At 51.8% G+C, this 13,488-nt stretch carries 11 protein-coding genes; 5 read left to right on the top strand and 6 right to left on the bottom strand.

Features of this window, described 5'->3' with window-relative positions:
* Positions 1-59: 59 nt before the first annotated feature.
* Positions 60-1,640, top strand: a complete 1,581-nt coding sequence (guaA, locus tag ACF2G4_RS09580) for a glutamine-hydrolyzing GMP synthase (protein ID WP_215845878.1) — start codon at positions 60-62, stop codon at positions 1,638-1,640.
* A 103-nt stretch (positions 1,641-1,743) separates the two neighbouring features.
* Complete coding sequence (locus ACF2G4_RS09575) at positions 1,744-2,517, top strand: DUF3750 domain-containing protein (RefSeq protein ID WP_243077414.1); 774 nt, start codon at positions 1,744-1,746, stop codon at positions 2,515-2,517.
* Between the two features lie 34 nt (positions 2,518-2,551).
* Here the strand turns inward: ACF2G4_RS09575 and ACF2G4_RS09570 are convergent, their stop codons facing one another.
* The 6 genes from ACF2G4_RS09570 to ppk1 form a co-directional block, all read right to left on the bottom strand.
* Positions 2,552-2,731: a DUF2158 domain-containing protein gene (locus tag ACF2G4_RS09570; RefSeq protein ID WP_215848229.1), complete on the bottom strand. Its 180-nt coding sequence runs from the start codon at positions 2,729-2,731 to the stop codon at positions 2,552-2,554.
* A 27-nt stretch (positions 2,732-2,758) separates the two neighbouring features.
* Positions 2,759-4,192 carry a magnesium transporter gene (gene mgtE / locus ACF2G4_RS09565; protein ID WP_409074734.1) on the bottom strand — a complete coding sequence of 478 codons (1,434 nt, stop codon included), beginning with the start codon at positions 4,190-4,192 and terminating at the stop codon, positions 2,759-2,761.
* Between the two features lie 123 nt (positions 4,193-4,315).
* On the bottom strand, positions 4,316-4,501 hold the full coding sequence (locus ACF2G4_RS09560; protein WP_409074733.1) for a YfgG family protein: 186 nt from the start codon (positions 4,499-4,501) through the stop codon (positions 4,316-4,318).
* A gap of 97 nt (positions 4,502-4,598) precedes the next feature.
* Positions 4,599-5,198, bottom strand: coding sequence for a tellurite resistance methyltransferase TehB (gene tehB / locus ACF2G4_RS09555; protein ID WP_370661482.1), 600 nt, complete (start codon positions 5,196-5,198; stop codon positions 4,599-4,601).
* Positions 5,199-5,239: 41 nt separating this feature from the next.
* Complete coding sequence (gene ppx / locus ACF2G4_RS09550; protein WP_215845882.1) at positions 5,240-6,763, bottom strand: exopolyphosphatase; 1,524 nt, start codon at positions 6,761-6,763, stop codon at positions 5,240-5,242.
* A 5-nt stretch (positions 6,764-6,768) separates the two neighbouring features.
* Positions 6,769-8,829, bottom strand: coding sequence for a polyphosphate kinase 1 (ppk1, locus tag ACF2G4_RS09545; protein WP_243077416.1), 2,061 nt, complete (start codon positions 8,827-8,829; stop codon positions 6,769-6,771).
* 150 nt (positions 8,830-8,979) lie between these two features.
* Between ppk1 and ACF2G4_RS09540 the strand changes: the two genes are divergently transcribed.
* Genes ACF2G4_RS09540 through pstB form a run of 3 tightly spaced genes read left to right on the top strand, consistent with a single transcriptional unit; the run spans position 8,980 to position 13,487 of the window.
* Positions 8,980-11,076, top strand: a complete 2,097-nt coding sequence (locus ACF2G4_RS09540) for an ABC transporter permease subunit (RefSeq protein WP_409074732.1) — start codon at positions 8,980-8,982, stop codon at positions 11,074-11,076.
* Positions 11,073-12,707, top strand: coding sequence for a phosphate ABC transporter permease PstA (gene pstA / locus ACF2G4_RS09535; RefSeq protein WP_409074731.1), 1,635 nt, complete (start codon positions 11,073-11,075; stop codon positions 12,705-12,707). Before ACF2G4_RS09540 ends, pstA begins: the two co-directional genes overlap by 4 nt.
* 12 nt (positions 12,708-12,719) lie before the next feature.
* Entirely contained in the window at positions 12,720-13,487 is a 768-nt protein-coding gene (gene pstB / locus ACF2G4_RS09530; RefSeq protein ID WP_332625176.1) for a phosphate ABC transporter ATP-binding protein PstB, read from the top strand.
* The last annotated feature ends 1 nt before the right edge of the window (position 13,488 follow it).

The following is a 13,488-nucleotide window of genomic DNA, read 5'->3' as shown; positions in this document are numbered from 1 at the left end:
TCCCGCCCGGCTCAACCCGGGCGCTTTTATTATCAAGTCACCGTTCTGGAAACACCTCAATGACGACGGAAAATATCCATAAGCATCGCATTCTGATTCTCGATTTTGGTTCTCAATATACTCAACTGGTTGCACGCCGCGTACGTGAACTGGGTGTGTACTGCGAACTCTGGGCATGGGATGTCACCGAAGAGCAGATCCGCCAGTTCAATCCCAGCGGCATCATCCTTTCCGGCGGCCCGGAAAGCACCACCGAACTCAACAGCCCACGCGCACCTGAATATGTCTTCACCGCTGGCGTACCGGTGCTGGGCGTTTGCTACGGCATGCAGACCATGGCGATTCAGCTGGGTGGCAAAGTTGAAGGGTCTAACGAGCGTGAATTTGGTTATGCTCAGGTTGAAGTGACCACCAAAAGTGCCTTGGTTCGCGACATCGAAGATGCGATCAGCGCCACAGGCAAGCCGCTGTTGGATGTGTGGATGAGCCACGGTGACAAAGTCACGGCAATCCCCGCTGACTTCGTGACCGTTGCCAGCACTGAAACCTGTCCGTTTGCCATCATGGCCAATGAAGAGAAACGTTTTTACGGCGTGCAGTTCCATCCAGAAGTGACGCACACGCGTCAGGGTCTGCGTATGCTTGAGCGTTTCATTATCGATATCTGTGCATGTGAAGCGCTGTGGACACCGGCAAAAATCATCGAAGACGCTGTTGAACGTCTACGTGTGCAGATTGGTGACGATAAAGTCATTCTTGGCTTATCAGGTGGCGTGGATTCTTCCGTTACCGCTATGCTGCTGCACCGCGCTATTGGCGAGCGCCTGACCTGCGTATTTGTCGACAACGGTTTGCTGCGCCTCAATGAAGCAGAGCAGGTAATGGATATGTTTGGTGACCACTTCGGTCTGAACATCATTCACGTACCGGCTGAGATGCGCTTCCTTGACGCGCTGGCAGGTATTGACGAGCCAGAAGCTAAACGCAAAACCATTGGCCGCGTGTTCGTTGAAGTGTTTGACGAAGAAGCGACCAAGCTGACTGAAGTGAAATGGTTGGCGCAGGGTACCATTTATCCTGATGTTATCGAGTCTGCTGCTTCTGCTACCGGTAAAGCCCATGTGATTAAATCACACCATAATGTGGGTGGCCTGCCGAAAGAGATGAAGCTGGGTCTGGTTGAGCCGCTGAAAGAGCTGTTCAAAGACGAAGTGCGCAAAATTGGTCTGGAGTTGGGCCTGCCTTACGACATGCTTTACCGCCATCCGTTCCCGGGTCCAGGTTTGGGCGTGCGCGTACTGGGCGAAGTGAAGAAAGAGTATTGCGATCTGCTGCGTCGTGCCGATGCGATCTTCATCGAAGAGCTGCACAAAGCCGATCTCTACAACAAAGTCAGCCAGGCCTTTACCGTGTTCCTGCCGGTACGTTCAGTGGGTGTGATGGGCGATGGCCGTAAATATGATTGGGTTGTTTCACTGCGTGCTGTTGAAACCATCGACTTCATGACCGCACATTGGGCGCACCTGCCTTATGAGTTCCTTGGCCGCGTTTCCAACCGCATTATCAATGAAGTTAACGGTATTTCCCGCGTCGTTTACGATATTAGCGGCAAACCACCGGCGACCATTGAATGGGAATAAGTTTCTGACTTATCCTGAGATGCGTTGATGATTAAATCGCCAGTTCAATCGCCAGATTGACTGGCGATTTTCTTTCTCTGCCTTTACTTACCGGGATAACCACATGCTTCCACTAAAAGTGTTCAGTCTCTGTTTTCTTGCTGTATTGCTGCTATCACTGGGTGCAAGTATTGCGCAGGCGACACGGCATAGTGATGCGCCAAGCCAGGGCGGCTGGTGGTCTGCACGACGTGATTCTGCCGGGATTGCGCCCGATCCACGTGCTTACGCCAACTTAGCGATTGTGCAGGTTTATGCTGCGCCGACCTATGGCTGGAAGGGCGCGGTGGCGGTGCATCCATGGATTATCTTTAAACGTGCCGGGGAAACGCAATACAACCGCTACGAGGTGATCAGTTGGGGCAGCGGGGATAAAGTACGACGCAACACCAATATCGCCGATGGATACTGGTACGGTGCGAAACCGCGCTTGCTGGTAAATCATCGCGGACCTGAGGCTGAAGCGATGATTCCTCAGATTGAAGCAGCCATTAAATCGTATCCCTGGCCGCAGACATATCATGCGTGGCCTGGTCCCAACAGCAACACTTTTCTGGCGCACATTGGCCGCGACGTTCCTGCGCTAAAACTGGATCTGCCCGCTAATGCGTTGGGAAAAGATTACCGTCCGCTGTGGCGCCCAATTGGCTTGCCGCCGTCTGGCAGAGGTGTGCAAGTCTCTGTTTTGGGCGTGGCGGGCATTACGCTTGGTGCGGAAGAGGGCTTTGAACTTAACATTTTAGGCTTGAATATGGGGCTGGATTTTACGCCATTTCGCCTGCGTTTGCCGTTCATTGGCGGGATAGGTAATGACAACCTTCAGCAAGATAATCCGTAATGCAAAAAACCCCGTAAAAGCGGGGCTTTTTTGATTAACAGACGCCGAAATCACCGTCTTCGTGATACACATTCACGCTGTCGGCCTTTACTTCAATTTCCTTTTTTGTCGCGTCGTCTACGCGTGCGCACCATAACGTATCGCCTTCCACTCGCAGAACTAACATCTTTGGTCCGCCGGTTTTTGCTTGTACAAAATCATCAATATTAAACATCATTTCTCCATCCTGTTGTTATGTGAATCAATGCTTTATTAAGAAAACGGTTGCCAGGCCAAGGAAGATAAAGAAGCCGCCTGTATCGGTGATAGCGGTAATCAACACGCTGGAACCAATCGCCGGATCGCGCTTCATTTTGGTCATCACCAAGGGCACCAGCACGCCCATTAATGCTGCAAGCAGCAGGTTAAGCACCATCGCCAGCATCATCACGCCACCCAGCGCAACATTGTCATACATCAGCCACGTTACCAGGCCCATGATGCCACCCCAGAAAAGACCGTTAATCAAGGCAACGCCCAATTCACGGACAATCAGAAAAGAGAAGTTACCAGGCTCAACCTGGTGCAGAGCAAGGGCGCGAACAATCATGGTAATGGTCTGATTACCGGTATTGCCGCCAATGCCGGCAACAATTGGCATCAACGTTGCCAACGCAACCAGTTGTGAAATAGTTGACTCAAACAAGCCGATAACGCGTGAGGCGACAAAGGCGGTACACAGATTAAGTGCCAGCCACGCCCAGCGATTGCGAACAGATTTACGCACCGGCGCGAAAACGTCTTCTTCCTGGCTGATACCGCCCATTTTACGGATATTGCTTTCGTTCTCTTCGTTCACCAAATCGATAACGTCTTCGATGGTGACGCGGCCAATAAGCTTGCCTTTGGCGTCGATGACCGCTGCGGATATTAAATTATAGCGTTCAAAGGCGCTGGCAGCGTCTTCGGCTTTGTCATTGAGTTGAAAGGTCGTGGGGCGCGTGTTCATCACTTCAAAAACACGTTTTTGCGGTTGATTAAGCAGAATATCAGTTAGTGGCAACTCGCCTAGTAACTGATTTTCTTTGGTCGTGATAAACAGTTTATCGGTACCGGTCGGCATGCTCTTACGATGACGTAAGAAACGCTGCACGGTGGCTAAAGTGACATCGGCACGTACCGTCAGGATATTGAAATCCATGACTCGCCCGACGCGATCGCGGTCAAACTGCACCACGTTGAGCATGCGAGCGCGCAATCCGGGTTCCAGCTTGGTGAGCAGGCGTCCAGTGAGATCGCGCGGCAGATAGCGTGCCAGCCAGACTTGATCATCAATATCCAGCGGCTCAATGGCGCGCAGAATATCGTGATCGCTCATCTCTTCGGTCAGGCTGGCCCAGACCGTTTCGGAGGCTTCAACTAACACATGACCGCGTCGTTCATTCGGCACTAAACGCCACAACGCCTGGCGTTCTTCTTCAGGTAACGCTTCAAGAATATCGGCCAAATCTGCGGCATGCAGTTGGATAATATCCTGTTCGAGCTTTTCGCGTTGAATCGAATTTTCACGTTGCTGTTCAGGGCTGAAGTCGCTGGATTTCTCCAGCAGCGCATCAACCAGATCGTGCTCACTGAGCAGCAGCGTCAGAATACGATGACGTATTTCACTTAAAAGTTGAGAGTGAGAGGCAGACATATTGAGTCCCTTTTGTCTGAAAGCACCAGCACGAAGTGTAGCGTTTCGTTTGCAAAAGGGATGCAAAAAATCACACTGTCATTTGGACAGCGTTTTACTTATTCATGTGAAAAACACGTTTAGCTAACGGGAATTGTTGACGCTAAGGCTTACCGGTTCATGCATGGATTTTTTTTGCTGATGATGTTCGAAAGCAGCAGGCATGAGAAAAATCAGGCGACTAACAAGGATGATAAAACTGATCAACAGAACAATCCGGGTCATGGTACCGGTTTTCTGACGTCTTCGAGGGGATAAAGCGCTGTTCACGCGGGTGGTTCCTGTAATGACCCAAATGGGCGATTGCAATATTTAGTCACAGTCGCCGGATGAAATCAATCGCTGTCTAAAAAAACAGCGAAAATAATCAGTAGCTGGCTTTTTGTGCCAGCAGCGTAGCGAAACGGCAGTTAATGCGATTGCCATTTTCGTCAGTACGATGCAACTGTCCGAGGTTTTCGTTGTACTTAAGAATGTGCCAGTTGCGGTAATAATTGCTGAGTTCACCCGATTTAAAGGCAAAGGAAAAATCAGCCGGGCAGGGCGTATCATCAGTATTCATGGCTGCCACAATCAGATTGAAGCCATATTTTACCGTGCTGGCCTGCATGTCTGCGATCAACTGCGGAATGGTTTCTGGTTGAAGGAACATCATCACCACCGTAGACAGCACAAAGTCGTAGCCGCCATTAAAACGCGTGTTGTTGAGATCGCGCTGTTCGGTATGAATCCCCTGTAAACCCTCTTCCGCGATGATGCTATTCAGGCGCGCCAGACTCTGCGGATTATGATCCCAGGCGGTGACATCAAAGCCTTGCTGATTGAGAAACAGCGTGTTGCGGCCATTGCCACAGCCAAGATCCAACGCTTTACCCACCTTGAGCTGAGGAAAGGCTTCCAGCACTTCGGAGTGGGTTGGCGTCAGGCCATATTTTTCAGTAAAAATGTTCTGTTTTAATGTCGTCATAGTCATTATTTCAGTGTTGTGGGCGCTAAACGCCCACATCATCAGGCTTCTTCGAGAATCAGCTTCCAGCCGGTTACATCATTCCAGTAAATCTGTTCGCGCTCTAAATCGAGCTGTACCAGATTATTTTGGCTAAGGAAGCCCGTCGGGAACGTTAAGGTCCAGTGTCCATCATCACAGCGTAGTTTGAGTGAATCTGGGCGGGTTGTCGCCTGGCGCTGATTGTTCAGCAGCGTGCCCAGGCGCAGCAGAAAGATAAGCGGAACAAACTGCTTTTTCTTAAACAGCGTCACCCGTGGCAGTTCATCCACCTTGACGGCTTTGCGATGAAACCTTACCAGCGCCGCCAGCAGCATTTGTTGATCCTGATTAAAACCCGGCATGTTGGTGTTTTGCAGAATATAGGCCGAATGGCGCTGCAAGCCGCTGTGGTTGATGGTTAACCCGACTTCATGCAGCATCGCCGCCCATTTCAGCAGCGCAGCTAATTGTGGATTAGCCAGCTTGGGATGCTGATCGCGCCATTGCAGATAAAGCTGCTCGGTGGTTTCCAGTACGCGACGGGCTTGATCGCTATCTATTGCATAGTGATTAGCCAGACTTTGCGCTGTGCGGCTGCGAATATCCTGGTGACGGAAGCGTCCTTCCATTTCATACAGTACGCCTTCACGCAGCGCACCATCAGAAAGGCGTAATTCGCGGATCGCCAGCGCATCAAACACACCACAAATAATCGCCAGTCCCGGTACGAAAACGCTTTTACGCTCTTCGGATAAACCGGGCAGGCTCAAGGCTGCAAAAGATTTATGCTTCATGACTTCGTCATAAAGCATTTCAAGGCGTTCAGGCGTAATCAATTTCTCTTTCTCGCCCATCTCTTGCAGCACTTCACAGGCAGCTTTTATGGTGCCAGATGCGCCCAGCGCATACTGCCAACCGTGCAAGCGATATTGCCACGCCAGCGTTTCAAGCTTTTGCGCCGCCGCTAAACGCGCACGGCGGAAATTGTCGCGATTGATCTCCCCTTTAGGGAAATAGAGTTGAGAAAAACTGACGCAACCCATGCGGCGGCTTTCCACCAACTGTGGTTCGAAATCTTCACCGATCACCAGTTCTGTTGAACCACCGCCGATGTCTATCACCAGCTTGCGGCCTTTTTCCGGCTGGGTATGTTCCACGCCCATGAAAATCAGACGCGCCTCTTCGTGGCCGGAAATCACTTCAATCGGATAAGGGATCACGTCTGCAGCGCGCTGCAAGAAGGTTTCCGCATTGACGGCCTGACGCAGCGTGTGGGTGCCGACAATGGTGACATTGCTGGCTCTGAAGCCCTGTAAACGCTCAGCAAACAGCGCCAGACAGCTCAGGCCGCGCTCCATTGCCTCTTCGCTCAGACGATTATTCGCGTCAAGCCCGTCAGCCAGATGCACGCGCTGCTTCAGGCGGCCCAGCACCTGCATAGCGCCATCAACCACACGGGCAATAACCATGTGGAAACTGTTCGAACCGAGGTCAATCGCCGCAAACTCTTGAGGTTTAGGCGTACTCTTCTGGGAAATTGGCATAGGATTTATTCAGGTTGTTCCAGTTTCTTGATGTAATCATAGATCGCCAGCTGCGAGCGCACTTTACGACGGTTGCCGCGCGAAACGTATTGGTTACTTAATTCTTTATCAATAATGCGCGCTTTCACCGTATCACTTAACTGAAGAGCAATGATATCGAGGATGCGCTGCTTAATTTGCGGGTCGAGAATCGCCACCGCCACTTCAATTCGGTAATCGATGTTACGCGTCATCCAGTCCGCAGAAGAGAGGAACACTTTCTTATCGCCGTTGTTCTCAAAAATATAAACGCGATCGTGTTCCAGGTAACGATCAACAATACTGGTGACGCGAATATTTTCGCTGATGCCGGGCAGATCAGGGATCAGCGAGCACATTCCGCGCACCAGCAAGTTGACTTTAACCCCAACGCTGGACGCTGTATAAAGCCGATCAACCAGTCCTTTGTCCACCAGATTATTAATTTTCAGAGTAATGCCGGACGGCAATTTTTGCTGCGCGTTAGCGATCTCTTCATCGATCAACTGATACAACATCCGACGTGAGTTTTGCGGGGAAACCATCAAATGCTCAAACGTCACCGGACGATAGGGATTCTCAATAAAGTTAAACACGCGACGCACTTCATTCGTGATGCGCGCATCTGCCGTCAGTAAAGAATAATCAGTATAAAGACGGGCTGTTTTCTCATTAAAGTTGCCGGTGCCGATGTGCGCATAACGCACAATATCTTCACCCTCACGGCGCGAGATCAAGAAGAGCTTGGCGTGGATTTTCAGGCCCGGCGCTGAGAAGATCACATGTACACCCGCTTCAGTCAGGCGCTTTGCCCAGTAGATGTTGGCTTCTTCATCAAAACGCGCTTGCAGCTCAACCACCACCGTGACTTTTTTACCGTTATAAGCAGCGTGAATCATCGCATCCATAATGCGTGAGTGTTTTGCGACGCGATAGATATTGATTTTTATCGCCAGCACGCTGGGATCAAACGAAGCCTGACGCAGCAATTCCAGGACATGCTCAAAGGTGTGATACGGATAATAGAGCAGGACATCGCGGTTACGAATCGCATCAAAGCCGTTGCGGAATCCATCAAAGCCAATATGGCGAATTTGCGGCAACGGTCGGTTGACTAAATTGTTTTTACCGACATTGGGGAAACTGATGAAGTCTTTGAAATTGTGATAGCGGCCGCCCGGTAGCACGGAGTCAAAGTTGGTAATCGACAGTTTATGACACAGCAGTTCTACCATGGTATCGGGCATGTCGCGCTGGTAAACGAAACGCACCGGTTCTGCTGTTAAACGCTGTTTCAGGCTTGAAGACATCAGCTCCAGCAAGCTGGATTCCATCTCTGTCACCAGATCATATTCCGCATCACGCGTCATCTTCATCGAATAGGCGTTGAGCGCATCGTAGTCATAAAAGCCTTTGAAAATATCATCCAGGCAATAACGCAGGATGTTATCTAAAAGAATCATGGGTTTGCGTCGGCGCGGTGATTCAGCAGGCAAGTTAACGAAGCGCGGTACTTTATCTGATGGAATTTCTAACAGCGCATAGCGAATGTTCTCGCCACGAATAATTTCAACCGCCAAATAGGTGTAATCGTCTTTAAGGAATTCGGTCAGATCAGTTTCATGGGTAATTAAAATCGGGGAAATGTGCTGGCGAAGTTCGTGTTTGAAGTAGTGGCGCAGCCAGACTTGTTGATTCGGTGAAAGCTGACGTTCATTGATCAGGAATATTTGATTACGTGCCATTTCCAGCAGCAGATCGTTATAAAGCGTATCAAACTCTTGGTCAGATTTAAGCACTCGCTGTTGGATTTTTTTGAATAAATGACGCGGCGTGCTGGCGGAACCTTGCTCTTCACCAATAAGAATGCGGCGCTTGAGATCGGCGAAACGCACTTTATAGAATTCATCAAGATTGTTGGAGTAAATGCCCAAAAACCGCATGCGTTCGATCAGTGGATTGCTTTTGTCCGCTGCTTCCTGCAAGACACGTTCATTGAAGGATAACCAGCTTAATTCTTTTTCAATATATAGCTTTACCTGACCCATTCTTACTCCGTATCGCGGTTGCAGGACTGAAGATCCAGTATCCACCATCATTATGGCGAGAGTATGGCAAGCTTGTCCAACGTCAATAGTTGTCTTATCAACCAGCTACGGGCAACATAGCGGCTTATTTTCCGCTGCATTTAGGACCGCATGAGCGTAAACCACATTCCCGTCCAGTTTAGCGACCGCCGACGTCGTGCGATCGACCGTTTAACGCGGCGACTGGTCACGTCTTGTGGCATCGCAATCCTGTTGCTGATGTTGCTGCTGTTCTTTTGGCTGATTTGGGTGGTGACGCCGCTGTTCAGCGCGCCCAGCATGCAGTCGGCTAATACGCAACAGTTGTGGGATCGTGCGCCTGCGTTGGCGATAGGTAATGATGGCAGCAATGGTTGGCGTATCAGTACTTCAGGCACCGCCCGTTTTATTCCGCTCAATGGGCAACCCGCCGATCATGCTTTGACATTGACGCCTGCGCCGCGTGACGTGGTATCCAGCGCCGATCGTCAAACACTATTGCTCAACCTGCAAGGCGATTTATTGCTGCTGCAACCGACCAGGCAAAGCGGCGAGGCGCAATGGCGTTTCCCGCTGGGTGATAAACCCTTTCATCTGCCGCAGGGCGCGGTAAAAAAAATGTCGCTGGCGTCGCTGAATCAAGGCCAATGGCGTATTGCGGCCCTGACCGAAAATGGGCTGAGCATCCTGACGCTAGGCACCGATCGTCAGGCAAATGCCATCAATTTGCCGCTGCCCCATGTCGATCAATTTATTCTCTCGCCGCAAGGCGATCTGCTGTACACCAGCGAAGGCAATGTCCTGCGCGTCTGGCAACTGGATAATCAGCAAGCGCTGCTGCGTGAAACCCAAACGCTGTCGCAGATGCCGCAGAGCCTGCACATATTAACCGGCGGAAAAACATTGCTGATTCAGGATGAAACGGGAATTACTCAATGGTTTGCAATTGCGGGGGAACAAGGCCCGCGTCTGCATCAAATTCGCACCTTTGAGCACAGCGCAGGCAACACGCAGATCATTACCGAATCTCAGCGCCGTGTATTCGCCACCTACTCAGAAACGGGCAGGGTGAAGCTGTTTGCCAGCAAGCAGAATGGCCCCATTTTGCAGCGTCAGCTTGAACCCGGAATTCTGCACGCGCAATTCTCGCCGAGTGGCAACAGTTTACTGATAGAACGCAAAGGCAGTTGGCAGACCGTTAAGCTGGATAATCCCTGGCCCGATGTCACCTGGCGGAGTTTCTGGCAGAAAATTTGGTACGAAAACTATCCGAAAGCTGATTGGGTATGGCAATCCACCGCCGCAGGCGACAGTTATCAAGCCAAGTTCAGCATAATGCCGATGGTAGTTGGTACTTTAAAAGCGGCCAGCCTGGCGTTGGTGTTTGCCACACCGCTGGCCTTAGCCGCTGCGATGTACACCGCCTGGTTTATGGCGCCGGGTCTACGCCGCTGGGTTAAACCCGCCATTGAGATGATGGGCGCGCTGCCAAGCGTGGTGATTGGGTTGATTGCCGGTTTATGGCTGGCACCGCATATCAGCCAGGCGCTGATTGGCGTACTGTTGCTGCCGCTTACCTTAGCCGCCAGCCTGCTGCTGTGTGGCGTGCTCAGCGCGCGTCTACCCGCGCGTTGGCGTCAACCGGGACGTGAAGTCTTGCTGCTGCTGCCGTTGTTGCTGCTTGTCACCTTGCTGACGCTGTGGCTGCCGACCTTGGTAATGCGTGATGCAGGCGAGTGGATGCCGCATTACGAGCAGCGCAATTTGCTGGTCGCCGCATTAGCCATGGGTTTTGCGCTGGTGCCGCTGATCTTCACACTCGCCGAAGATGCGTTGTTCAGCGTGCCCGCTCAGCTCGGGCAGGGCTCGCTAGCGTTAGGCGCAACGCCATGGCAAACCTTAACCCGCGTGGTCTTACCGGGTGCCTCAGCCGGTATTTTTGCCGCGCTGATGATCGGCTTTGGGCGTGCGGTTGGCGAAACCATGATTCTGCTGATGGCAACGGGTAATACGCCGCAAAGCGAGGGTGGCTTATTCAGCGGCCTGCGCGCCTTATCCGCCAATATTGCTATTGAAATGCCTGAAGCGGCGGTGGGCAGCGCGCATTATCGTATTCTGTTTTTAAGTGCGTTGATGCTATTGATTTTTACCTTAGTGATTAACACCATCGCCGAGCTGATCCGCCAGCGTTTGCGTCAGCGTTACAGCCAGCATGAGGAACAAGCATGAGGGCGATAAGACAAAATAACCGCTGGCGCTGGCTAACCGCAGGCGCTGTCACGGTTTGTCTGTTGGCGTTCGCGCTCCTGATTGCCTTGCTGGCATGGCAGGGCGCACGCGTTTTTTGGCCGCAGCCTGTGGATCTTTACACCTTCACTCAGCCTGATGGCAGCGAAAGCCGCTTACTGGGCGAAACCGTGGAACATCAAAAGCAGTTTCCGGCCCCCGCGGATGAGCAGGGCAATAGCGCAGGCCATGTGAATCGTTATCTGATAAAAACCGGTAACCGCGATTGGGATGCGCCCGATTTTCGCGTTGCCTACAGCCGCGAACCGGCTGAGGTGAGCAGACCTAAAGATATTTTGGTATTGCAACGCCGCAGCCACGGCAATGCTTACGGCTGGTTAGTTGGCCTGCGTGAAGATAATGAAGTGCTTACTGCGCAGAACATCCATGCGCTGCTGCGTCAGCGTTTGGCTCAGGTTCATACCATGATTCGTGAGATAAACCAGATTCGGCGCATCGATATGGCGCGGCTCAACAAGCAATTAGACATGTTGGATGAACAAGCTGAGCGCCAGCGACAGGCTAATCAGTTTGATATGCAGGTGCAGTCAGAATATCAGGCTAATCAGGCGGCATTACAGCGGCGCTTTGACCACCTCAGCGCGACGCTGGGGAGATTGCAGCATGAAAGTCAGCGCGACGTGCTGATCCTGCGTGATGTGGAAGGCAATAATCATGTGATTCCGTTGACGCAGATTGTTGACGTATGGACACCCAATGCCCTCAACCTTAATGAAAAGCTGCTGCATTTTGTGCAACAGCTCTGGCATTTTGTCAGCGATTCAGCCGCAGACGGCGAAAGTGAAACCGGCGCATTTCCCGCTATTTTTGGCACGGTATTAATGGTGCTGTTGATGTCAGTGGTGGTGATGCCGTTCGGGGTGGTTGCTGCCGTCTGGCTGCATGAATATGCCGGACGTAATGCGCTGACGCGTCTGGTGCGTATTGCGGTGGTGAATCTCGCGGGTGTGCCTTCAATTGTCTATGGCGTATTCGGCCTCGGCTTCTTTGTCTGGGGCGTTGGCGGCACGCTCGATCAGCTGTTTTACAGTAACGCATTACCCAATCCAACCTTTGGTACGCCAGGTTTGTTGTGGGCAGCATTAACGCTGGCGCTGCTGACATTGCCGGTGGTGATCGTCGCGACCGAAGAGGGCTTGTCGCGCATTCCAAACAGCCTGCGCCAAGGTTCGCTGGCATTGGGTGCCTCGCAGGCCGAAACCTTGTGGCATGTGGTCTTGCCGATGGCGATTCCGGCAATGCTCACCGGTTTGATTTTAGCGGTGGCGCGCGCTGCCGGTGAAACGGCACCGCTGATGCTGGTGGGCGTCGTAAAAATGGTGCCTGAACTGCCGGTAGATGCTGTTTTCCCCTATCTGCATCTTGACCGCAAGTTCATGCACCTCGGTTTTCAGATTTACGATTTAGCGTTTCAAAGTCCAAACATCGAAGCCGATCGGCCAGTAGTGTTTGCTACCGCACTGCTGCTGGTGCTGATCATTCTGTCGCTAAATCTGCTGGCAATGGGCCTGCGTCACCGTCTGCGTGAGCGCTATCGCCTTATGACTCAATAACAGGCTATAACTATGACGCCCGAAACTGACATTGCGCTGCGTGTAAACCATCTTTCGCTGTGGTACGGCGAGCGCCAGGCGCTGCAAGATATCTCGCTGCAGGTGCCTAAAAATCGCATCACCGCGCTGATTGGTCCCTCTGGCTGCGGTAAATCAACGCTGCTGCGCTGCTTCAACCGCATGAATGATGTGATCGATAACTGCCGAATTGAGGGCGAAATCTTGCTCGACCAATGGGCGATTATGAATCCTAACCAGGATCTTTCTGCCTTACGTCGGCGGGTCGGCATGGTGTTTCAGCGGCCTAATCCTTTCCCTAAATCGATCTATGAAAACGTGGTGTATGGCTTGCGCTTGCAGGGCGTGCGCGATAAGCGCGTGTTGAATGAAGCCTGCGAACGCGCGCTGCGAGCGGCGGCACTGTGGAGTGAAGTGAAAGATCAGCTGGGCCAAAATGCGCTAAAGCTTTCTACCGGTCAGCAGCAGCGATTGGTGATTGCCCGGGCGATTGCTATCGAGCCAGAAGTGTTGTTGCTGGATGAACCGACTTCCGCGCTGGACCCGATCTCCACGTTGGTGATTGAAGAGCTGATGACCACGCTAAAGCAGCACTTCACGCTGGTGTTGGTAACACACAACATGCAGCAGGCTTCGCGCGTATCTGATTACACAGCCTTTATGCACAACGGCGCATTAGTAGAGTTTGATGAAACCGATCGGATTTTCACTACGCCGAAAGAGCGTCGCACGGAAGATTACATTACCGGGCGCTACGGTTGAG

The sequence above is a fragment of the Pantoea phytostimulans genome, assembly GCF_046118715.1.
Lineage (GTDB): Bacteria > Pseudomonadota > Gammaproteobacteria > Enterobacterales > Enterobacteriaceae > Pantoea > Pantoea phytostimulans.
Note: the sequence above shows the minus strand (reverse complement) of the source record. Positions and strands in the feature narration are given on the sequence as shown.

What these genes read in the sequence shown, in the direction of transcription:
- guaA (WP_215845878.1), top strand. Translation starts at nt 60, where the DNA reads ATGACGACGGAAAATATCCATAAGCATCGCATTCTGATTCTCGATTTT.
- ACF2G4_RS09575 (WP_243077414.1), top strand. Translation starts at nt 1,744, where the DNA reads ATGCTTCCACTAAAAGTGTTCAGTCTCTGTTTTCTTGCTGTATTGCTG.
- ACF2G4_RS09570 (WP_215848229.1), bottom strand. Translation starts at nt 2,731, where the DNA reads ATGTTTAATATTGATGATTTTGTACAAGCAAAAACCGGCGGACCAAAG.
- mgtE (WP_409074734.1), bottom strand. Translation starts at nt 4,192, where the DNA reads ATGTCTGCCTCTCACTCTCAACTTTTAAGTGAAATACGTCATCGTATT.
- tehB (WP_370661482.1), bottom strand. Translation starts at nt 5,198, where the DNA reads ATGACGACATTAAAACAGAACATTTTTACTGAAAAATATGGCCTGACG.
- ppx (WP_215845882.1), bottom strand. Translation starts at nt 6,763, where the DNA reads ATGCCAATTTCCCAGAAGAGTACGCCTAAACCTCAAGAGTTTGCGGCG.
- ppk1 (WP_243077416.1), bottom strand. Translation starts at nt 8,829, where the DNA reads ATGGGTCAGGTAAAGCTATATATTGAAAAAGAATTAAGCTGGTTATCC.
- ACF2G4_RS09540 (WP_409074732.1), top strand. Translation starts at nt 8,980, where the DNA reads ATGAGCGTAAACCACATTCCCGTCCAGTTTAGCGACCGCCGACGTCGT.
- pstA (WP_409074731.1), top strand. Translation starts at nt 11,073, where the DNA reads ATGAGGGCGATAAGACAAAATAACCGCTGGCGCTGGCTAACCGCAGGC.
- pstB (WP_332625176.1), top strand. Translation starts at nt 12,720, where the DNA reads ATGACGCCCGAAACTGACATTGCGCTGCGTGTAAACCATCTTTCGCTG.